Here is a 22,202-nt window from a genome sequence, read left to right on the forward strand (position 1 = left end):
GCTTAGAGCTGCCCGCAGGGCATAAAAAAGGGCGATAACTGTAAAGTTATCGCCCTTTTTAAAATGAGGTTACTAGCGGCTAGAGGCTAACCGCTAGTGACTGGGTTTTACTCCCACTCGTAACCAAAGTTAACACCGAAAGTACGTGGGCGTTTTTGACCAAAGAAATGAGCGGGTAAAATACCGCCATTGTTGTTTTGGCCATCCCAACCTTCTTCATCGGTTAAGTTTTCTACGTACATGCCAACGTTCCAGCCGTTGTCAGAGAAGAAACCGTAGCGGAAAGCCGCTTCGAACTGAGTGTCGATTTCAGTTTCTTTCAGACCTTCCCAGCCGCCGCCACGTGAAGACTCACCGAATACTTCTAGGCTACCTTTTAGCTCACCACCGTCTACTGGCAGTCTGTGGTTAATAACCACGGCGCCAGAGTACTCAGGTGCCCAGAATAGTGGGCTCTTCTCGCAGCCATTTACATCGGCTAACCCACAGATAGATTGAAGCTTGGTGGCTTCGCTATCTAAGTAAGATAGGGCAAGGTAAATGCTAAAGTTGTCATTGATAGGCGCTGTAACCGTACCTTCTAGACCGAAGCTTTCAGATTCACCCACATTTTTTACTGTGGCTGCACCTTGGTCGGTGGCGGTTACTACTTGTAGATCGGTGTACTCGTAGTAGAACGCAGTTAAGCTAACGTCAGCACGGCCATCAAATAGCGTGTCTTTGTAGCCTATCTCGTAAGAATCTACGACTTCAGGATCAAATAAAATACCACCGTAGCCTTCGCCTTGCTTGATATCTACGTCATTGATGGGATTGCCGTTTTTGTCTACGCCTAGGCCGTAACCTGCGGGTGTACCATCAGGGCCGGCGATACCAAAGCTGGCATAGCCACCGGCTTTATAGCCTTCAGTGAAGCTGGCGTATAGCATGGCTTCATCGGTAGGGCGGTAACGTACAATGACGCGGGTTTGGGTGTCAGTCCACTCTTCGGTTGGGCCGGTAACAGTGCCGTCAGTAGAGAAACCGTAAGCCCAGTAGTTGCCCAGTTCGCTTTCAGGTGTTGGTACATTGATACCAAAGGTTTTTTCATCGTAGGTGTGACGAATACCAACTTCAGCTTCCCACTGCTCATTGATCTGGTAGCCTAAGTTGGCGTATACAGACCAGCCTTCGTATTCACCAGTGATGGTGCCTCGCTCTTCTAACAAGCCGTTGGCGCTGGGCGTGAAAGGTGAGCCATAGTAAGCGTATAAATCCGCACAGCCGGTAAATGTGGTTTGTGAGTAGCCATAATACTCGGCGTAATAGGCGCCGTAGTACTGACACATATGGTCTTCAGAAGAGTTAAGAATAAACTCGGTTTCGATTTCTTCTTTATAGTAAGAGGCACCGGCATACCAAGATAATGCACCATCGGTATTAGAGGTTAAGCGCAGCTCTTGCTGGAAGTAATCGCCTGTTTGATCTTGGCCGTAGTTACTTAAATACAGAGGTGTGCCATCGTAGTCTTCGGTGTAGAAGTAATCGTGATCTTTATAACCTGTGTTAGAGGTTAAAGTGGCAAAGTCAAAATCGTATTCGATTTTTAAGCCTAAGGTTAAAATTTCGGCATCGTCATCGTCGCCTTGGCCAATATCGCTGTCTAGAGCAAACTCACCGCCCTTAAGTGGCTGTAATTGAGGAATGGCTGCAGTAAGCGCATCCCAGGCATCGCCTTCCTGTACGGCGCGATAAACAGAGCCCGATTGGTTGCGCTCTTCGTATTCAACGAAAGTTTGCACCATTAGTTGGTCTTTTTCGTAAGTGGTTGAGAAGCGCAGAGCTGCCTTCTCATGCTCAATCATGTCGTCGCCGTTGTAGTTATAAAACTCAGAAACTGGGTTGGGCATAGATTGGCTTAAGCTGTTGCCGTCGTATTTATTTTCTATTACACCATCTTCATGAGAGTAATAGGCAGCAACGCGCATAGCGAAGTTGTCATTGACGGGGATGTTTTGGGCACCCTCAATAGTGCGGCGATCGTTTTCAGCGAGGTCTACATCAACATAGCCATCGGTACCGCCAATTTGCGCTTTTTGCGTGTGTACGCTGAATGCACCACCTATAGAGTTACGGCCAAATAGGAAACCTTGTGGGCCACGTAGTATCTCAGAACGCTCCATATCGAAAAGCGAGGTTACCGCTGAGCCGTTACGGCCTTCGTATAAGTCGTTTTTAAAGAAGGCTGCTGATGGATCACCGCCGATACCGAAATCCTGGGTACGTATACCGCGGATGCTGATGGCATCAATAAAACTGTCTTGGCTGTTACCGGTAACGCCTGGGGTGAATGATACTAAGTCTTTTACGTCATCCATGTTTACGTCTTTGGTGAAGTTACCAGAGAACGCGGTAATCGCTAGGGGTACGTCTTGTACAGATTCTGAACGTTTGGTTGCTGTTACCATTACTTCTTCTAGCTCTTGTGCAAAAGCAGAAGGGGTAAGGGACGTAGCCATAATTGACCCGGCAATTGCCGCGGCTAATTTTGACTTCCTGGCCCGAATAACTCGGGGAGATGATTTCATAGTCATAACTATCCTCACTGACCTTTAGTTTTATTGTTGTAGTTTTTGGCGTTGATTTATTGGTTTTATTTAAAAGAGCCCTAAGGGAGGCTTTTAAACATGGTACTCAGTGCAGCCCTTGATTTAGCGGTATTTCACTACATCAATATGCATAAGTAACTGCGCAAGATAACGAATACCCTTAAAAGGTTATATACCCCTTGGGTGTAGGTTTGTGTGAATATTTGGCATTTTAATCGTCGATAGGCACCCCCTGTTCACGTAGTGTGCTAAGCATGGTTGATAATTGTGATTCATAACGCTTCCAGCGCCCTATAGAGCGGGTATGGGCGGGTTCGCGCACCTGCACAGAGCTGGCAGTGGATACTGCGGCTTTTTGCTGGTGAAAATTTAAGCAGGCGTCTTCCCAAGGGAGCTCTAAAAAGTCTATTAAGGCTCTGGCATTGGGCTCTAGGTTACTGGCGGTAGCTTCGTAGGAAATGTCAAAAAATTGCCCCGGGAAGCGTTCGCGCCATACACCCATCAGGTGACGGTAGCGGGCGTGATGCCTGGCCATTTCGGCCTGATCGTAGGAGTGTAGATAGGCATCGGCAAATAATTGTTTATAGCTGGCAAAACAGGCGTCCATGGGGTTGCGAGTTAAATGCACTATTTTGGCATTGGGTAGAGCCTTTAAGATTAAAGGAATCATCATGTAGTTTTGCGGCAGCTTATCAACAAAGCGCGGTTTGCCCCCAGATAGTTTTGCAGTGGTTTGTGAGTACAGGCCACCTATTTTTTCTGGATCTAGCAGAATGGCATCTTTAAATAGTTGTGGTGAAAAACGACGCGGGTCTTGGTGATTGCTCAGCCTGCGTATAGCCAAGCCAAATTGTTGTAACTCACCAGCTGACTGTACCTGTGAATGGCTAGTGATAATTCTTTCTACTAAGGTGGTGCCGGTGCGTGGCTGCCCTAGGACGAATATAGGGGCGTTGTTGCTATGGCCGCTTTTGGCTTGTTCGAACCATTCTTTAGTGAAAGTGTTTTCAATATGCTTGAAAGTCTCTATTTCATGAGCTTCGTCAAACTCTACTGTTTTGCGCCTGGCTTCAGCGCCTTTACTAAATGCTTCGAAAGCCTTGTCCCATTCCTGTAGATCTTCGTATTCTTTACCCATAGCATAAAAGTAAAAGGGTAGTGCCCGGGGGTGAATATTTTTTTGCGCAGCTAGCGATTGCATGGTCTCTATATGCTTGCTGTCTGTTGCTTTTTTGGCGCCAGATAAGGACCAGTGAGCCTGAGGGCTGTTAGGCTGGATATTAAGGATGCTTTCTAGGACGGTTTCAGATTCTTTTAGCTTGCCATGATAAACCAGGTTGTTGGCATAATTAAGCATATAAGGCGGGTGATTCGGTTGTAGCTCTATGGCTTTTTGGAAGCACTTTTGAGCGCTTTCATGCTCGCCCATTTGAGATAGCACGGTGCCTAATAAATCATGGACCATGGGGTCATTGCTGGGATGCTTTAGTGCTTGTTTTAACGCATTGTCAGCTAGATTAATCTGGCCATCAGACATGCAGAGTTTGGCTATTTGCGCCCACGCGGCGGGGTGGTTGTTTTGTAATTTTGTTACGGAGTTGAAGGCTTGAAAGGCGGTTTTTCTATCCTGCCCCTCTAATGCAACTAGGCCCACTAAAAAATGTGCTTGCACTAAATCTGGCTTGATGTGTATGGCTCTTTGGCAGCAGTCAGCGGCTTCTCGAATTCTACCTTGGGTTAAGTGTTCAAACCCCTGCTTTAAAAGTTGTTGCAGCATCTGCTGCTCATTCATTTTAATTTGTGTATTCATAATAATTCTTTTTATAAGTAGTCTGATAAGGTGTCGCCACCTTTGTATTCATCTATGCTCATGAGGGAGTCTAAGAAGAGGTGGAATAGTTCAGACTGTGAGTTGATATCTAGTTTGGCGTAGGCATGCTTTTTATGTAGCTTGACTGTTTCGTTAGAAATGGAAAGCTTTTCTGCCATGGCTTTGGTGCTATAGCCACGCAAGACTTTGTTGATGACCTGGCTTTCTCGTTCTGTGAGTATGCTGTTGCCAAAGCAATCTAGTGCCGATTGTAAAGGTTTGCGCAGGTTTTTGTGGCTGGCGGGGGCGGGATTGCTACCATCCCCCCAATGTTTTGTGCTAATGGATTGCACAAAGGGGAGTAAGTCTTTTAGGGTGTTTAAGTCTTTTTTGTAAAACTTTTCTTTGCTGGTGGTTTTGTTAAGTGAAATATTGATAAAACTATTGTCGCCTACAGGTAGTACATAGCCACACTCATCATGTACGCCCGAAAGCCGAAAATAGGTGTTGTAGTATTCGGTTTTTTTGAAGGCGCTAGGTGCTAGCTCTTTAAGTGAAAAAAATCCGTAGTTTTTATCGAAGCCTGCTAAATAGTATGGGTCTAGTAAAAATGCGCCCTTTATATGTATGTCTAGGTTAATGCTGCCGCCTTTGTCAGGGGAGTCAAAATAGTCTACCTGTGGCATTTTTCCATCGGGGTATAGGAAGATGGTGCCGTCATTGGCGGCCGTTAATGCCTTAAGCATTTTGATCAGCTTGCTGGGGAAGTCGCTGTTGCCTACGCTCTCGACCAGCTCGGCTGAGTGCTGACTAAAGCGGCTAAATAATGATGCTGTGGTGTTGCTGTTGGTATTATTCATAACAATAAGTGGGGAGCCTGTTTATTGTTGTATTAATAGTTTTAAACCTGTGCGCCTTATATTACCAAAGAGCATTAGTGTTGTTAGTGGCACTTTGTTCTGTCCGTGGGCAGCGCCCAAGCTGGCAATCATTAACGCGAGGTTTAGATTATGCCTTGAAAATGGTGCTAGTTACTCAGCCTAGTCTGTTGCTTGTGTTCAGGGCTGGGCACGCTAAATTGATTTTTTACTGTCCCTGTGTGCAGGCATTGTCCCTATTGTGGTTATATTGCCTTAGCTGCTGGGTGGGGTGCAACGGTTTAATAAAGTCTAGCGCGGTAATAAGCGTGTTTGCCGAGTATAAGCTTTATTAAACGTCACTGTAGTGATGCCCAGCAATAGTGTTATGCCGGGCTGTTCTCTTCGCTTAGGGCTTTAGCCTCTTCCTTTTCTTCATGCCATTCAAAGATGTTCATTTCTATAAAGACAAAGGCCACCAGCCACAAAAAGGCGTCCCAAAAATCGAGGAAGCTGCCTTTGATACCCCAGTACACCGCACATAGGAAAAGAATGCTGTAGAGTACGGCTTTAATCGCTTTACTCACCCACATAACCGTACCGGCTAGTTTGTCTCTGGATTGTAAGAAAACATCGATCTCAAGAATGGCGACTACCATTAGCCAGGTTGCTGAGTTGGTCGTTTCAACCAGGGAGAGACGCTGTGTGGCCAGTAGGCTGGCGGGATCACTAATAATATTGGTGCCGGCAATTTGTACCAGTTGCTCGCTATTGGCATTGAGCATTTTGCAGCTTTCGGCGGTAATTGCTACGTATTCGTCTATAGAGACGACATGGGTGAATTTAGTGCCGATTAATGAACAGGCATCAGGAATAGAGTAGGGGATAAGATTGTGTAGTAATTGGTATTTTTGGGTAAAACCGTAAAAAGAGAAAATAATAAAGATATAACAGGCCGCGCGGGTGAGGTGTATGCTCCATTTCACGGCGCCTTTGATTTTTGTATCGTCTAGCACATAGGTTTCCAGCTCGAATAACAATAATAAAATCACCCAAGCAGCGGTATCTATGGTGGCAGTAAAGGCTTCGATGAGTTGAGTGAGCGCTATGCCGTTGGCAAAGGTTTGCGAACTGGCGCTGTAGTCATCCACAAAAAAATGGTAAATGTTCATGGATAGCAGGCAATAAACGGCGTACTTAAAAAGCTGAAACAGTAGCTGAGTATTAATGGCGTTATTGTTGCCAGACGCTGTAGAGGTCATAGTGGTCATCGCGTTGGGGGGCCTTAGTTCATCTTATTATAGGTATTGGTAGTATTTAACTTAGTGTGTTTACCAAATTTTAAAAATACCCAAATTAGGGGATGCATATTACGGCATTGTGATCACATGTTGTGCTGCTAGTATAACTCCCTGTTCTGGCCTGTAGTAGAGGCTGCAGCCATTATTTTTATCACTTTTATAGCCAGTGGCTGCAATTATTTATGTTTGTACTAAGGGCAGGTATCAGCATACAATCTATTTTGATCACATTTCGGCGGCTAAATCGGCCCTATAGCGAAACTTCTTTATGAATACAGATGATAAGCCCAGTAGTAATGAGCCTAAAACCCAGCAAGAAAGGGTATATATGCAGCTGCGAGAGGCCATATTAAGAGGCAAGTTTGAGCCCGGCCATAGCGTTACCCTGCGGGGTATAGCGGAAATGCTAGGGGTTAGCCTAATGCCGGTACGTGAGTCACTGCGGCGCTTAACCACCGAAAGGGCGCTGCAATTGCTTAATAACCGCCGTATCACCGTGCCCATGATGACCCCCGAAAAGCTGGAGGAGTTGTACCAGGCTAGGGTTTCGCTGGAGTCCTATGCCGCCAGCCGCGCCATACAGAACATTGACCCCGAGGCCCTAAGCTATCTTTATGAGGTTAATGAAAAACATACCCAGTCGATACTCGAAGATAATGTAGAGGACTATATTTACCTTAATTTTGAGTTTCATCGTGAGTTGTACCGCTATGGCCGCTGTGAGGTGGTGATGCCTTTAATAGAAAGCCTGTGGCTACAAATCGCCCCTTTTATGCGCATGGTACACAGCCAATACCTTACTGAAAGCCGCTTTAATGAGGCTGAGGATAAGCATAAAGCCATGCTGACAGCCATAGAGAAAAACAACCCAGCGCAGCTTAAGTACTTGATTCATGACGATATTTTGGATGGCGTCAGACGCTTGCAGGCCGCTATGGGCTGGCCTATATCCAGTTAAGCCAAACTAAAGTGACTAAGTTTTTTGTTTTTAAGGCAAAACTGCTTGTTGACAGCCTTAGGGAGAATGTGATCACATTGCACCCTGAAATGTGATCAAAATAAATGGTCTACACTGTGAGCAGTTTTTAGGCAGACAGGCTGTAGGTGAATTTGCTAGACCCACTGATTGAGCTTAGGCTCTAACGATGTAATGCAGGAGAAATGATATGACACAGCATTCAACAAAAGATTTTCAGGCCGCTGATGCGCAGCACTATTTGCACCCCTTTACCGATTTTAAAGATTTGGCTAGCAAAGGTAGTCGTATCATTACTAAGGCAGAAGGTGCGTATATCTACACCAATGATGGCCAAAAGCTGTTAGACGGCATGTCAGGTCTGTGGTGTTGTAACCTGGGTTATACCCAGCCTGCTATCAACAAAGCGGTAGCTGACCAAATGAATGAGCTGCCTTACTACAACAGCTTCTTCCAGTGTTCACACCCTGCAGCGATTGAGCTGTCTAAAGAGTTGGCCAGTGTATCTCCTGCTCACATGAATAATGTGTTCTATACCAACTCAGGTTCTGAAGGTAATGACACGGTACTACGTTTAGTGCGTCGTTATTGGGATCTAAAAAAGCAGCCTAATAAGCGCGTGATTATCAGCCGCGAGAACGCCTATCACGGCTCTACTGTTGCGGCAGCCAGCTTGGGTGGTATGAGCTATGTACACAACCAATTCGGTAAACTGCCTAATATAGAGCACGTAGCCCAGCCTTACTGGTTTAAAGAAGGTGGTGAGCTAAGCCGCGAAGAGTTTGGTGTACAAGCTGCTAAAGCTTTAGAAGACAAAATTCTTGAGTTAGGCGTAGAAAATGTTGCGGCCTTTATCGCTGAGCCTATTCAAGGTGCGGGTGGTGTTATTATTCCACCTGAGACTTACTGGCCCGAAGTGCAAAAAATCTTAAACAAATACGATATTCTATTTGTTTCTGATGAGGTTATTTTCGGTTTCGGTCGTACGGGTAAGTGGTTTGGTTGTGACTACTATGGCACTAAGCCAGACCTAATCAACTTCGCTAAAGCTGTTACCAATGGTTTCCAGCCTCTAGGCGGCGTGATGATAGGTGATAAAGTCGCTGATGTATTAAAATCAGACGGCGGCGAATTTGCCCACGGTTTTACTTACTCAGGTCACCCTGCGGCTTGTGCGGCAGCTTTAGCAACGATTAAAATCATGAAAGATGAAAACATCGTTGATAAAGTGGCTAATGATCTTGGCCCATACTTTGGTAAGCGTATGGCTGAGCTAAGCGATCACCCCATGGTAGGCGAAGTGCGCACCTTGGGTATGGTTGGTGCAATCGAGCTGGTTAAAAACAAAGAAACACGTGAGCGTTATGACTCTGATGGCACTGCCGGTGCAACCTGTAGAGATGCCTCTATAGCCAACGATTTAGTTATGCGTGCAACGGGCGACAATATGATTATTGCGCCACCGCTGACTTTAACTCACGAGCAAATCGATGAGTTGGTAACTAAAGCCAAAGCGGCTTTGGATCAGGCTTATGAAACACTACAAGCCAAATTTGGCTAAGCTTTGCTTTGCCTTTGTGGCTGGTGCAATATAGTGATGAACGACTAAACTATATTGCTTGCTAATAAAACCCTGCTAGATATGATGTTTGGCAGGGTTTTTTTATGATTCCAAAAATAAAAATATGGAGTGTGCCATGGAGCATTACGGCTTACTAACGTTGCTGCCCACTATTGTGGTGTTGGTTTTGGCTCTGCTAAGTCAAAGAACCATAGAGTCTGTGATTGCAGGTTCTTTGGTGGCTTTTATTATCACCGATGGCTGGGGCTTTTTGGGGCGTTTATCAGTCACCATGCTAGAGGCTTTTCAAAGTGAAACCAATGCTTGGGTGTTACTGGTTTGTGGCTTATATGGCAGCTTTATCGCTTTATTAGTTCGCGGTGGTGGAGCGCAAGCCTTTGGTGATTTAGTTGCCAAGCGCGTCAATGGTAAAAAAGGCAGCTTGCTGTGCACCTGGTTGTTAGGCTTGGTCATTTTTTTGGATGACTACCTCAATTCTTTAACGGTGAGTTCTTCTATGAAAAAAGTCACCGATAAGTTTAAAGTTTCCAGGGAGATGTTGGCTTATGTGGTGGACTCTACCGCTGCGCCTATTTGTTTGCTGGTGCCAATTTCTACCTGGGCGGTTTATTACGCCGGGCTGTTAGAAAAAAATGGCCTAGCGGAAAGTGGCCAGGGCATGAGCTTATTTATCGATGCTATTCCCTATATGTTTTACCCCGTTATTGCTGTGTTGATGGTGCCCTTGGTGATTACCGGGGTGATACCGCTGCTGGGAAAAATGAAGGCCGCCGAACACCGGGCAGAAACCACAGGTCAGCTTGCGCCTGAGCATAGTGAGCATAACGAAGTACGCGATACCTATGTAGAGCAGGAGCTGCACAACCCTAATAGTGAGTTGTTTTTTATCCCTATAATCACCTTAATATTTTTCACCATTTGGTTTGATATTGATTTGTTGATGGGGGTGATAGCCGCCACCATGGCTACGGTGCTGCAGTACTGGTTAGCAGGGGTGTTAAAACTGTCAGAAATTTTTGACACCATGATGGACGGTTTGAAAACCATGTTGCCGGTATTGGTTATTTTAATTTCGGTATTTGTCTTGATAGAGGCGAATAACCACATAGGCTTTACCGCTTATATTATTGAGCATGTAACACCTTTAATGTCGCCTAAAATGCTGCCGGTGGTGACTTTTGTTTCTATGGCCTTTGTGTCTTTTGTAACCGGCTCAAACTGGGGCGTTTTTGCCATTGCCTTTCCGGCGGTATTCCCTTTGGCTGTGGTCTTAGATGTGAATATTCCGTTAGTGGCTGGTGCCTTATTGTCGGCCAGCGGCTTTGGTAGCCAAGCTTGTTTTTATAGTGACTCCACCGTGCTGTCGGCGCAGGGTAGTGGTTGTGGCACGCTGGATCACGCACTTAGTCAATTACCCTATGTGCTGATTGCTGCCGGGGTTTCGGCGTTGGGTTTTTATTGGGTGGCATAAGCCAGAAAACAGAAAACAGAAAACAGAAAACAGAAAACAGAAATATGAATAATAATATTGATAGACAGAGGTAAGTGATGAGTTTCCAAGATAAGCGCGTATTAATCACCGGTGGCTCCAGAGGTATAGGCTTAGCTACCGCACAGGAGTTGTTAGAGCGAGGCGCAATAGTAGCGATAAACGGCCGCAGTGCTGCAACTGTAGATGAAGGCTATAAAGCCCTAGGTGGCGGTGACAGGGTTATTAAGGTGATAGGCGATGTTGCCACCGTGGCTGGCTGTGAAGCGATAGTGCAGCAAGCGGTAGCGGCCATGGGTGGCTTGGATGTATTGGTTAACGCTGCAGGAGTGGGCGATCAAATTTCCATAGAAGACACCACCGAGGCGATATGGGATGCGACCTTGGATATTAATTTAAAAGGCACATTTTTTTGTTGCCGTGCGGCCTTGCCGGCGTTAAAAGCCAGTGGCGGTAATATTGTGAATATTGCTTCCGATTCGGGCCTAAAGGGCGAGCCTCTATTGGCAGCTTATTGTGCCTCTAAGGCGGCGGTGGTGAATATGGGTCGCTCTATGGCCTTGGATTTAGCGCCTAGCGTGCGGGTTAATTGTGTGTGCCCCGGTTATGTGGATACCGATATGGTGCGCCGTGATTATATAGACAGGGCCGCTGACCCAGCCGCAGCTGAGCAGCAGCTTATTGAGCTGGCACCACTAAGGCGGCTAGCGGCTCCCAGCGAGATTGCCAAAGCGGTGGCCTATTTAGCTTCTGATGATGCTAAAAATATTACCGGCACGGCATTGGCTATAGATGGTGGTACCACAGCAGGTTAGGCTTAAAAATAATTAGCCAGCAGGGCGTTAAGCATTTGATTTAAATCGGCTTCACTTCTGCTGGCCTTGCGACCCTGCTGATCCACTATGGCCATAGAGCAGATGTATGTAGTTTCGTGGTAAATTCTAGCTATGCGTTCCAGTTCTGTTTTGTTGGCTTTACAGCCAAAGTGTTTAAAGGCATTGGCTAAGCGTGCCAGCATTAACAGGTCGTGTTGTTCGTCCAGCTGCCTGACCTCGGGTATGGCGTACATGGCTTGTACCAGCGGCAGTATGCCGCGCTGGCGTTTATACATGGCGATAATTTTATGGGTATAGACTTTAACGTAACTGGCTATATCGCTATGCTCGGCAATATTTTCGTCTACCGCTGAAATAGTGCGAGTCATTTCATTCAGCCATCGTGAGGCCAGCGCACACAGTATGGCAACTTTATTGGGGTAATAATGATACAGCGACCCCACCGAAATATTGAGCTCTTTGGCTATGGATATAGTGGTTATGCCATCTATGCCTACGCTGTCTAGCAGCTCGGCGGTGATATCTAATATTTGATCGTGGCGTTTTTGCGCTCTGGCTTGCCGTGGCTTTCTTCTGGCTGCGGTGCTGTTTTTGCTGTGGCTAACAGCGGCATTATTGGTATTCATTTAGCGCGTATATTCCTAGTCGCTGGCGTAAAGCTCAGGGTGTGTGTGGGTGCTAAGCAACCCTGTTATAAACAAGGGCTACAGGCGATCCAGCAGCGAGTAGTATAACATCCCTGCAACCAGGCCTGGCCAGCGCAATAGGGTGCCGCCGGGAAAGGTGGGGCTGGGTATTTGGGCAAAGGTGTCAAAGCGCCCAGCGTCACCGGCTATGGCTTCGGCTAATACCTTACCTGCAAAAACGGAGGTGGGTACGCCGTGGCCGCTGTAGCCCTGTATCACGTAGCAATTATTTTCCAAGCGTTGAAAGTGTGGCATACGGTTTAAGGTTACTGCTAAGGTGCCGCCCCAGCCATAATCTATGCGCAAGTCTTTTAACTCGGGGTAGTGGCGCAGCATATATTGGCGCACAAAGTTTTTAATATCGCGGGGGAAGCGGCGGGTGTAGTTTTCGCCGCCTCCCCACAGCAGGCGATTGTCGCCAGAGAGTTTCCAGTAATTAATGACAAACAGGCTGTCAGAGACTGATACATCATCGCGATTTATTTTGCGTGCTAAGTCCTCAGGCAATGGCTCGGTGGCCAGCATAAAATTATTGATAGGCATGATTTTGCCCGCTACCTTGGGCTCTAACTTTTCTAAATAGCCATTGCAGGCCACTACCATATGGTCGGCTGTGACCGTGGCTTGCTCAGTGTTGATTTTGCAAGGGCTGGCTTTGCTATAACTGTTAACGCGGCTGTATTCGTAAATTTTCACCCCTTCTTGTTGGGCAGCTTGCGCCAAGCCTAGGGCAAAGTTGAGCGGGTGTAAGTGCCTGCCGCCCTCGTTGATTTCACCGGCTTGAAATTTATCGTTGCCAAATAGCTCGCTGAGTTCGTCTTTGTCTAAATAGCGTATTTGCTCGTAGCCATATACGCGCTGCATATGTTCTACGCTTTGTTTGTAATCATCGGCCTCTTTGGCTTTGGTGGTGACGTGGGCATTGCCTGTTTTAAGATCGCAGGCGATGTTGTAGTCATTGATTAGTCCTTCTACGGTTTGCACGGCTTCTAAGCTGTACTGCCATAGAGTTTTAGCCCTGTCTTTGCCCAGCATGCTTTCTAGCTCTTGCTGACCTTTGCGTTGGCCTGTACCTACATGGCCGCCGTTACGGCCAGAGGCGCCCCAGCCTACACGCTCGGCTTCCAGCAACACCACCTGCAAACCTTTTTTGGCTAAATGTAAGGCGGTAGATAGGCCGCTGTAACCGCCGCCTATAATACAAACATCGCAGCGTATATCCTGCGCTAGCTGCGGGTAGGGGCTGTGGTTGTTGGCCGTTGCTGTGTAATAGGAGTCTATATAGCCTTTGCGTTCGCCTGTCATGTTAACTAACCTGTTTATGCTGTAGTAAAAGAGTGAGCACCCTGCGGCCTGATGCTGCGATTAGGCCCCGGCATTGGGGGTGTGGCGCTTCTTTGGGTATTGCTTGGCGTTTTAAAACCGAACAATTATTCGGAATAATACTTGAATAATAATTCGGTTTCTACAATAATCCAAGTTCTATTTATTACTAAGTAAGCCTTAGCTATGGCAAATGAGGCGCTGGAGGGGGGTATGGCAAAGTTATTATTGATTGCGGTGTTGTGTGACGACAAGCAAATTGGCGCGCATCATTTCCACTCGGTGGGCGACAAATATGTGCGGGCTATAGTCGAATCCATGCAGGCGGTACCGGTATTAATACCTGTGTTAGCTGATGATTTGAATGTGGCCGAGCTGCTTAGTCATGTTGATGGCCTACTGTTGCCAGGTTCCTATTCCAATATAGACCCCAGCCACTATCAGCAGGCAAATGAAGAACAGCAGCCATTGCGTGATCCGGCCCGCGATAGCACGGCCTTTGCCGTTATTGCCGAAGCTCAGCGCATAGGCTTGCCCATATTTGCCATTTGCCGCGGCTTTCAAGAAGTGAACGTAGCCTTGGGGGGCAGTTTGTATCAGCGTTTGCAAACTGAAGCGGATATTAATGATCACCGAGAAGATAAAACCCTCCCTTTAGAGCAACAGTATGAAGATGCTCATGCTATAGATTTGGTAGCAGGTGGCTTGTTAGCTAGCAGCTGGGGTAAACCTACAGCGCAAGTGAACTCTTTGCATCAACAGGGTATTAGGCAGCTGGCGGCGGGCTTAAAAATTGAGGCTGTGGCGGCTGATGGTTTGATAGAGGCTTACTCTAGCGCCAATCCCGATCACTTTATTTTGGGGGCGCAATGGCACCCAGAGTGGCAAGTTAGTAACAACCCATTTAATTTGAGTTTGTTTAAGTTATTTGAGCAAGCCTGTAATCAATATAGAAATAAAAAAGCATAAAGGTGTCTTATGAGTAGCAGTACGATAGCAGCCAGTGTCGCAGAGTGGCTAAAACAACACGCCATAGAAGAGGTGGAGTGTATTATTCCCAATATGGTGGGCAATGCCATAGGCAAGTTTATTTCGCCGGAAGCTTTTTTACAGAACAACAGCCGTATGCCTGAGAGCTTATTAGCCATGACGGTGACCGGGGACTATGCCGAAGATCACTTTGATTTTATGGATCCCAAAGATATAGACATGTTTTTAACGGCGGATTGCAGCACGCTAAGATTAGTGCCCTGGGCAAAAAAACCGACTGCGCAAGTGGTGCATAGCTGTTTCGACAAAAATGGCGTTATGCATCCAGTATCATCACGCGGAGTGTTGCAACGGGTTTTAAAGCTGTATGCCGATGAAGGCTGGACGCCAGTCGTTGCTCCTGAGATGGAGTTTTATGTTACTGAGCAAAACCTAGACCCTAAAGAAGAGTTACGGCCGCCAGTAGGTAACAGTGGCCGTCGTGAAACAGCGCCGCCGCCTTTTGGCATTGACGCTATGAATGAATACAGCGATTTTGTGAAAGATTTATACGATTGCTGTTATCAACAAAATATCGATGTAGAGGGTTTAGTGCACGAATGTGGCACTGCACAGTTTGAAATTAACTTTAATCACGGTGATGCGCTATATTTGGCGGATCAGGTGTTCGCGTTTAAACGCACGGTTAGGCAGGTAGCTTTGCAGCACAAACTGCATGCTACATTTATGGCTAAGCCCTATCAACACGAGCCTGGTAGTGCCATGCATATACACCAGAGTGTTTTAGATCAAAGCGGAAAAAATATTTTTGTTGATGAGCAGGGCAATGAAAATGCACGTTTTCTAAATTTTATAGGGGGTATGCAAAAATACACCCCTTACTGCTTAAGTTTGTATGCGCCTAATATTAATTCCTATAGACGTTACTCTAGCGGCCACTCCGCACCGGCTAATATGGAGTGGGGCTATGAAAATCGCAATGTAGGCTTGCGTGTGCCAGAGAGCCCAGCCATAGCCAAGCGGGTAGAAAACCGTTACCCCGGCGCCGATAGCAATCCCTATTTGGCACTGGCGGCTTCTTTAGCCTGTGGCTATTTAGGTATTAAGCATAAATGCGAAGCCAGCGAGCCGCATAAAGGCGATGCTGCTGCAGAAGGTATTAAACTGTCCCGCGATTTATTAACCAGTTTAAATTTACTGGATGCCCTACCTGAGTTAGTGGATGTATTTGGTGAAACTTTTGTGATGGCATATAAGGCGGTCAAGGCCCATGAGTTTGAAGTGGCCAACCGTGTGGTTACTGCTTGGGAGCGTGAGCACTTATTGTTAAACGTATAATATTTTTTGTAGTAGTTAATAGTGTAAAGGCCCTTATTGAAAAATAAGGGCCTTTTTATTTGAATAAATATAAATTTGAGCTTTAGTTAGTTGTGCAGCGTTGTGGCTGAGTGTGTCAATTCTAATAATAAATGGTTTGACTGCACGGTATTATTAAATACTTAAGGTCAATGTGAAGGTTGGCGGTATATGGATTTATCTATAGCTAGAAAGTTGTTATGGCTAGTTAGTTTTTTTTTCACTGCGGCCAGTTCTGCCGCTAACGAAGTTGTTAGGTTGGTTGCTGATGAATGGTGCCCATTTACCTGCGCTTACACCCAAGCCCCGCAGGGCATAGGGGTAGATATAGCCAGAAAAATTTTTGAAGATCGTGGTTATCAAGTCACTTATCACACTGCCACCTGGGATGAAGCTAAGCGCATGGTTAGTGAAGGGGAAGCAGATATTTTAATCGGTACGGTCAGGGCCGAGACCCCTGATTTACTCTTTCCCGATTATCATTTTTCTTATAGCCAAAGTTGTTTTTTTAGTCCTAGTGACAGTATTTGGTCTTACCAAGGCTTAAAATCTTTACGACCTAAAAGAGTGGGGGTTATTAGTGGCTACAGTTATGGTGCAGGCCTGGATGCCTATATGGATAAGGCGCTGGAGCTAGGTATGGCTAAAACCTATGCGAGTACAGAGCAATTATTTGCCGCCTTAAAACGTGGTGATGTAGATGTGTTTATCGGTGATCAAAAAGTAAGCGAGTACTATGGCCGGCAGTTTCACGCCTCTTTAGCTTACAGAGTGACAGGCTGTCAGCCGCGCCGCAAATTGTTTTTTGCTGTTAGCCCAGTAGACCGTCAAAAGGGCAATAAACTGATTAAAATTTTAAATGGGAACTTGTTGATAGGTTTAAGAGGCGGGGGGGTTAAGGCGATACACCAGCAGTATGGCTTTCCATCGTATTAAATCATCATAAAATGACTGCTAATTACTGCTTAGCTTGCGGTATGATACAGCCTCTAAGCTATACCTATATAGTCAGAGAGTATTTACCTAGTGTTAAGTTTTGAAAGTGTACTTTATATTGCCGGCATGGTGGGCGTTGCGGTATTTGCCATTAGTGGCGCCCTGGCTGCAGCTGAAGAGAAATTAGATATTTTAAGCTTTGTGCTTTTTGCAACGGTGACCGGCATAGGCGGCGGCACCGTCAGAGACTTATTTCTCAATGTGCCGCAGGTGTTTTGGGTGGCTGACCCTTTCTACTTGTACACCACCATTGCGGCCGCAGTGATAACCTATTTCTTTTCCCATTTATTAGTGTCGATTAGCCGTTCCCTGTTGTGGATGGATGCGGCGGGTTTGGCCTTGTTTAGTGTGCTGGGCACAGCAAAGGCCATGGCCATGAACGTAGATCCAGTGGTGGCTATAGCCATGGGTATGATTACCCCTACCTTTGGCTCTATAGTCCGCGATATTTTATTGGGCCATAAACTGGTGCTGCTAGAGCCCGAGATTTATGTGACAGCAGCCTTATTGGGTGGCGGCGGTTACTTTATCTTGCGTGGGGTATTGGCGATAGATGAGGTAACGGCAATTTTACTGGCAGTGGCGGCGGCTTTTATGTTGCGCGCTGCGGCCATGATCTGGGATTTGCGCTTGCCTAAACTAAAAGACCCGATTAATCCTTAATGTTGCTCTAGTTGCCTGCCTAAGGTTTAAAAACTCTAAAGTCCGAGACATAACCCAGGCTCTCCCACACCACGCATTTCACCATGGAATATTCAATACTGGGGAGATTATCCACCATGGTTTTATGGCTTACCCGGTAATACACGGTGTAGTGTTTACGCTCAGTTTCATGCCGGGATGAAATTTCGTCGTAATATTTACTCACCAAACGCTCGCCAAAGTGATCGTTGATTTTTTCTTCACAGGAGTCAGCGGCGTCACCTATGCTGCGTGCTAAGAAACTTTTTTGGATTTCTTTGGGGCCAAATAAAACAACGGTAATGGCAACAGTGGCGCATAGCACTAAAATAATCGCTATGGCGAGTAGGGTGCTTTTTCCGCCCATATTGGCGCGCAGAGGTACGAGCTTAAATTGTGCTGGCATAGTGGCTTCTAGCTTCTAATAGTGGCTGCTAATTGTTATTGTTAGTATGACTTTAGCTTACAGCTAAGCTTGCAGTGTAGCGCAAAGCGCTGTTGATGGGTATGAGCTTGTGCTAAGGTTGCTGGGGTTCGATGTTACATTTCATAATAATAATGCAGGGCTGACTTGCTAGCTATGTTAAACGTTTTTTGGCGCTTATTAATTCCCATCATATTATTGGCGGCGTCGCTATATGCGGTATTTGAAGTTGGCCGCATTCAGCAACAATACCAGCCTTTGTTGGCCTATTTACCTTACCCCTTGCTGTTGTTGGCGATGCTATTGGCCCAGCAATTTAATCGCCTGCGTTTATTTGCCGCGGCGGGTATTTTTCTACTGACTTTTATTACTGTGCAAATGGGTTTACAGCAGCCCTTAGCTGAACCTCGCCCCTTTTTCTTGTTTACAGCGTTAAGCTTGCTTTTGCCCATTAATTTAACGCTGTTGGCGGTATTACCCGAGCGCGGGCTTTGGAGTCGTTACGGTTTTGGGTTGATGTTGTGGCTGGCAGCGCAGGCGTTATTACTGGGGCTGCTGCCGGTGGCGTATCTACAGCAACCTTTTCCCTACCACCACTGGTTTGAGCCACTGCCTATACAGGGCTATTTGCTCTCCTATGCCGCTAGCTTGTTATTTGCTCTGGCCTTATTGGTGATGAGTTTGATGCTGATATTACGCAAGGGTGAAACAGAGGCGGCTTTATGGGTGTGCCTACTAGCGGTGTTTTTAACTTTATTATTATTTGCTCAAGCCTATATTTCGGCCGTGCTATTAAGTTGTTGTGCCCTGTGCTTAATGTATTGTTTATTACGCAGCTCACGTGATATGGCGTTTAGGGATGACCTAACTGGCCTGCGCAACCGCCGCGCTTTTAATGAAAAGCTGCGCTCACTGGCGGGCCATTATGTGATTGCCACCATGGATATAGATCACTTTAAAAAATTCAACGATAGCCATGGCCACGAGGTAGGGGATGATGTGTTGCGTTTAGTGGCCGCGCACATAGCCAAAGTGGCAGGTGGTGGTGTGCCTTATCGCTATGGTGGCGAGGAGTTTTGTGTGGTGTTTAGCGGTCGCCAGCCGGCAGCGGCCTGCGCTGTATTTTTAGAGCAGTTGCGGGTGGCTATAGAGGCTTACCCTATAACCTTGCGTAACCAGGCCAGCCGACCAGATTCGCAAAAGCAGGGCCAGGGCCAGCGCGGCAGTTCGCGCAAGGCTAAAACTGTTTCGGTAACCATCAGCATAGGGGTGGCCGAGCGCAATGCGCGTTGGCGCAAAGCGGAGGAGGTACTAAAAGCTTCTGATCAAGCTTTATACAAAGCCAAGAAGCAGGGCAGAAATTGCCTAGTATTGGCTTAGCTTACTTTTGCTGACAAAGTACTGTGTGATGGCTGTTTTGTGATCAAAAAAATAGGCCACTAGCCCTATTTTGGGTATAGACTTTTGGGCCCTCCAATCTTACTATTCGGCATGATTTTTATGGCCGTTTGCAAAGATGCCAGCAAGAAACATAATTTTAGCGACCCGATAACAGAATTTGGAGGCAGAAATGCAAGATAAACTATTTATAAATGGCGAGTGGGTAGCCCCCGAAAACAACGCCACCTTCCCCGTCATCAACCCTGCCACCGAAGAGGTTTTTCACAATGCTCCCGCTGGCAGCGCTAACGATGTAGACAAAGCGGTAGAGGCCGCCAGCGCCGCTTTTAAAAGTGACTGGTCTAAAACCACCGGTAAAGAGCGCGCCGTTTACTTGCGTAAAATGGCCGATGGCATGGAGCGTGACCTGCACAAGCTTACCGAGCTGGAAGTAAAAGATAACGGCAAGCCTTACCCCGAAGCGCAGTGGGATATAGAAGATGCTATAGGCTGCTTCCGCTACTACGCCAACTTGGCCGAAGAGCTGGATGGCAAATGCGAAGTCACCGAGCTTAGCGATGATAGATTCAAGTCGGAAGTGCGTTATTCACCAGTAGGTGTGGCCGCTTTGATCACGCCTTGGAACTACCCCATGCTGATGGCCTCTTGGAAGATTGCTCCTGCCATTGCTGCCGGTGCAACCTGTGTACTTAAGCCTGCTACCGTAACGCCTATGACGGCGCTAGAGTATGGCGTTTACGCACAAGAAGCTGACTTACCGGCTGGTGTATTAAACATAGTTACTGGCTTAGGGTCAGTGATTGGTGACCCGCTTACCCAGCACCCTAAAGTCGATAAAGTAGCTTTCACCGGTTCTGTACCTGTGGGTAGCCGCATTATGTCTATGTGTGCACAAGAAATTAAAAACGTTAGCTTAGAGCTAGGTGGCAAGTCGCCCGTTATTGTATTTGATGATGCCGATATAGAAGGCGCTGTTGAGTGGGTAATGTTTGGTATTTTCTGGAACCAAGGCCAGGTGTGTTCAGGTACCTCACGCCTACTGGTACAAGAAGGTATACGCGACAAGTTCTTAAAGCGTCTAAAAGAAGAAACCGAAAAAATCACCATAGGCGACGGCATGACCGAAGGCACTTTATTGGGCCCATTGGTGAGCGAGAGCCAGTTACGCGGTGTACTAGAGTTTGTTGATCACGGCATCGCTACCGGTGTTGAGCTGTTAACCGGCGGCCGCTGTGATGACTTTGAGAAAGGCTACTTTATGAAGCCGACTATTTTCCTAGACCCAGATGTAACGGATAAATTATGGGCAGAAGAGATCTTTGGCCCCGTGCTATCGGTTAAATCCTTTAAGACAGAAGAAGAGGCCATAGAGCTGGCTAACGATTCTATCTTTGGTTTAGCAGCGGCAGTAATGTCTGGCAGCAAAGAGCGTTGCTCACGTGTTGCCGATGCTATGCGTGCCGGTATTATTTGGGTTAACTGTTCGCAGCCTACCTTCACCGAAGCGCCATGGGGCGGCTTTAAGCAAAGCGGCATAGGCCGTGAGTTAGGCCGCTGGGGTCTAAATAACTACTTAGAAACCAAGCAAGTGACCGAGTTTATTAGCCCAGAACCTTGGGGCTGGTATATGAAATAGCCCTTAACCAGGCTGTTTTACCCATAAATGAAGACCGCCGATTAAGCCCTTAATCGGCGGTTTTTTATGTTCAGGATGAACGGGGCGGACGCGGAGACCCACGGCACTCGCTTTGCTCGCGGGGCCAGCTTTGCGCAGGCGTGGTTGGAGGTCACTTGTAGTAATATAAGTTACAAATTATATTTGGCTGAATATTGAGCTTTTTGTACGGGTGGCCTATAATTCTGCCAGTGAGAAACCCTCTTGCTTTTTATCCTGCTTGGGCGCGCGCTGTATAGGCTTGCCGAGCTAGTGTTTACATTATTGCAAGCGGCAGTTGCGTTATAGCAATAATAACTAGTGCAAAGCTACGCTATAGTTTTAGCTCTTAGGTTGATTAACTTATTGTGCCTAAAGGCTAGGGTGGGCAGCTTGTGTTTGAGAGTGATACCCAGCAGACGCTGTGAGCAAGGCTAGTCATCCGCTTCATAGTATCTGCGCGATTATTATATTTTTTTAAGGTTTTCTAATGTCAGATAAAAGTATTATCCGTTTAAGCACCAACCCTCTCGGTTTTGGCGAAACTCCTGATGAGCTTAGCCAGGACATGTTTGCCTCTGCTATACCGGCACAGCATTCTTATAGCTACTATGAAAACGATGATATAGGTTTGTATATAGGCGTGTGGGATACCGATACTATGGTAGAGGCCGCTGGCCCCTATGGCTGCGATGAATTTATGTGGCTGATAGAAGGCGAGTGCGAAATTAAAAATAACAAAACCGGCGCTATGGAAAAAGTGACAGCCGGTGAACCTTTTATTATCCCCAAAGGTTACGACTGCCAGTGGCATCAAACCGGTTATTTACGTAAGTTTTTTGTGATCTCTGAGCATCCGCAAGAGTCTATACCCCAGCAGCCTACTTTTGAGGGCATTATTATTCCTCAGGCTGATGCCGCGTTAACGGCTATGACGACTACGCCGCCTTTTGCGGTAACCAGCGGTGCTGCGCCGCAAGCGCATATTTGCTACCAAGATGTAACCGGTAAATTTATTTCCGGAACTTGGTTTAGCGAAGCTTTTGAATCATCAGCGCAAGCCTTTCCCTATAATGAGTTTGCCTATGTACAGGCGGGCTCTATTAGTCTATTTGATGCTGCTGGTAACGAGCAGCAGTTTAATGCTGGCGATGCGTTTTTTATTGCTGAGGGGGTGGTTTGCCACGCAGTGGTGAAAGATCAGGTAAAACTATTTTTTACCACCGTCGCTTCTGCTTAAAACCCGCTAAAG

At 46.6% G+C, this 22,202-nt stretch carries 18 protein-coding genes; 11 read left to right on the forward strand and 7 right to left on the reverse strand.

All coding sequences use genetic code 11. From position 1 onward, the window contains the following. Window positions 1-107: 107 nt before the first annotated feature. From NO559_RS08735 to NO559_RS08750, 4 genes are all read right to left on the reverse strand, one after another. Window positions 108-2,498 (reverse strand): TonB-dependent receptor, encoded by a 2,391-nt coding sequence (locus NO559_RS08735; protein WP_258331433.1) that lies wholly within the window; start codon window positions 2,496-2,498, stop codon window positions 108-110. Window positions 2,499-2,799: 301 nt separating this feature from the next. Further along, window positions 2,800-4,398, reverse strand: a complete 1,599-nt coding sequence (locus NO559_RS08740; RefSeq protein WP_258331434.1) for a sulfotransferase — start codon at window positions 4,396-4,398, stop codon at window positions 2,800-2,802. Between the two features lie 11 nt (window positions 4,399-4,409). Next, window positions 4,410-5,258 carry a response regulator transcription factor gene (locus NO559_RS08745; RefSeq protein ID WP_258331435.1) on the reverse strand — a complete coding sequence of 283 codons (849 nt, stop codon included), beginning with the start codon at window positions 5,256-5,258 and terminating at the stop codon, window positions 4,410-4,412. Window positions 5,259-5,641: 383 nt separating this feature from the next. Further along, window positions 5,642-6,517 carry a hypothetical protein gene (locus NO559_RS08750; RefSeq protein WP_258331436.1) on the reverse strand — a complete coding sequence of 292 codons (876 nt, stop codon included), beginning with the start codon at window positions 6,515-6,517 and terminating at the stop codon, window positions 5,642-5,644. A 307-nt stretch (window positions 6,518-6,824) separates the two neighbouring features. Between NO559_RS08750 and NO559_RS08755 the strand changes: the two genes are divergently transcribed. The 4 genes from NO559_RS08755 (at window position 6,825) to NO559_RS08770 (ending at window position 11,418) form a co-directional block, all read left to right on the forward strand. After that, entirely contained in the window at window positions 6,825-7,514 is a 690-nt protein-coding gene (locus NO559_RS08755; RefSeq protein ID WP_258331437.1) for a GntR family transcriptional regulator, read from the forward strand. Window positions 7,515-7,722: 208 nt separating this feature from the next. Further along, on the forward strand, window positions 7,723-9,093 hold the full coding sequence (locus tag NO559_RS08760) for an aspartate aminotransferase family protein (protein WP_258331438.1): 1,371 nt from the start codon (window positions 7,723-7,725) through the stop codon (window positions 9,091-9,093). 136 nt (window positions 9,094-9,229) lie between these two features. Beyond that, window positions 9,230-10,585: a Na+/H+ antiporter NhaC family protein gene (locus NO559_RS08765; protein WP_258331439.1), complete on the forward strand. Its 1,356-nt coding sequence runs from the start codon at window positions 9,230-9,232 to the stop codon at window positions 10,583-10,585. 77 nt (window positions 10,586-10,662) lie between these two features. Next, window positions 10,663-11,418: an SDR family NAD(P)-dependent oxidoreductase gene (locus tag NO559_RS08770; protein WP_258331440.1), complete on the forward strand. Its 756-nt coding sequence runs from the start codon at window positions 10,663-10,665 to the stop codon at window positions 11,416-11,418. Between the two features lie 2 nt (window positions 11,419-11,420). Here NO559_RS08770 and NO559_RS08775 read toward each other — a convergent pair whose 3' ends face one another. Together NO559_RS08775 and NO559_RS08780 are read right to left on the reverse strand one after the other, a co-directional pair. Further along, window positions 11,421-12,065, reverse strand: coding sequence for a TetR/AcrR family transcriptional regulator (locus NO559_RS08775; RefSeq protein ID WP_258331441.1), 645 nt, complete (start codon window positions 12,063-12,065; stop codon window positions 11,421-11,423). Between the two features lie 78 nt (window positions 12,066-12,143). Then, window positions 12,144-13,430, reverse strand: a complete 1,287-nt coding sequence (locus tag NO559_RS08780; RefSeq protein ID WP_258331442.1) for an FAD-binding oxidoreductase — start codon at window positions 13,428-13,430, stop codon at window positions 12,144-12,146. 231 nt (window positions 13,431-13,661) lie between these two features. Here NO559_RS08780 and NO559_RS08785 point away from each other — a divergent pair, with 231 nt between their 5' ends. The 4 genes from NO559_RS08785 to NO559_RS08800 all read left to right on the forward strand — a co-directional run bounded on the left by NO559_RS08785 (window position 13,662) and on the right by NO559_RS08800 (window position 17,453). Then, the gene (locus NO559_RS08785; protein ID WP_258331443.1) at window positions 13,662-14,417 is read left to right on the forward strand and encodes a gamma-glutamyl-gamma-aminobutyrate hydrolase family protein; all 756 of its coding nucleotides are present in this window, start codon (window positions 13,662-13,664) and stop codon (window positions 14,415-14,417) included. Between the two features lie 9 nt (window positions 14,418-14,426). After that, a complete protein-coding gene (locus NO559_RS08790) occupies window positions 14,427-15,776 on the forward strand; it encodes a glutamine synthetase family protein (RefSeq protein ID WP_258331444.1) in 1,350 nt (449 codons plus the stop codon). Window positions 15,777-15,965: 189 nt separating this feature from the next. Beyond that, a complete protein-coding gene (locus tag NO559_RS08795) occupies window positions 15,966-16,730 on the forward strand; it encodes an ABC transporter substrate-binding protein (RefSeq protein WP_258331445.1) in 765 nt (254 codons plus the stop codon). A gap of 90 nt (window positions 16,731-16,820) precedes the next feature. After that, window positions 16,821-17,453, forward strand: a complete 633-nt coding sequence (locus tag NO559_RS08800) for a trimeric intracellular cation channel family protein (RefSeq protein ID WP_258331446.1) — start codon at window positions 16,821-16,823, stop codon at window positions 17,451-17,453. A 19-nt stretch (window positions 17,454-17,472) separates the two neighbouring features. Here NO559_RS08800 and NO559_RS08805 read toward each other — a convergent pair whose 3' ends face one another. After that, window positions 17,473-17,877 carry a hypothetical protein gene (locus NO559_RS08805; RefSeq protein ID WP_258331447.1) on the reverse strand — a complete coding sequence of 135 codons (405 nt, stop codon included), beginning with the start codon at window positions 17,875-17,877 and terminating at the stop codon, window positions 17,473-17,475. A 174-nt stretch (window positions 17,878-18,051) separates the two neighbouring features. On the opposite strand from NO559_RS08805, the gene NO559_RS08810 reads away from it, so the two are divergent. The 3 genes from NO559_RS08810 to NO559_RS08820 all read left to right on the forward strand — a co-directional run bounded on the left by NO559_RS08810 (window position 18,052) and on the right by NO559_RS08820 (window position 22,190). Next, window positions 18,052-19,275 (forward strand): diguanylate cyclase, encoded by a 1,224-nt coding sequence (locus tag NO559_RS08810; RefSeq protein WP_258331448.1) that lies wholly within the window; start codon window positions 18,052-18,054, stop codon window positions 19,273-19,275. Between the two features lie 190 nt (window positions 19,276-19,465). Continuing rightward, window positions 19,466-20,932, forward strand: coding sequence for an aldehyde dehydrogenase family protein (locus tag NO559_RS08815; RefSeq protein ID WP_258331449.1), 1,467 nt, complete (start codon window positions 19,466-19,468; stop codon window positions 20,930-20,932). Between the two features lie 508 nt (window positions 20,933-21,440). Beyond that, entirely contained in the window at window positions 21,441-22,190 is a 750-nt protein-coding gene (locus NO559_RS08820) for a cupin domain-containing protein (RefSeq protein ID WP_258331450.1), read from the forward strand. Window positions 22,191-22,202 lie beyond the last annotated feature (12 nt).

It is taken from the genome of Dasania sp. GY-MA-18 (assembly GCF_024734385.1).
Classification (GTDB): domain Bacteria; phylum Pseudomonadota; class Gammaproteobacteria; order Pseudomonadales; family Dasaniaceae; genus Dasania; species Dasania phycosphaerae.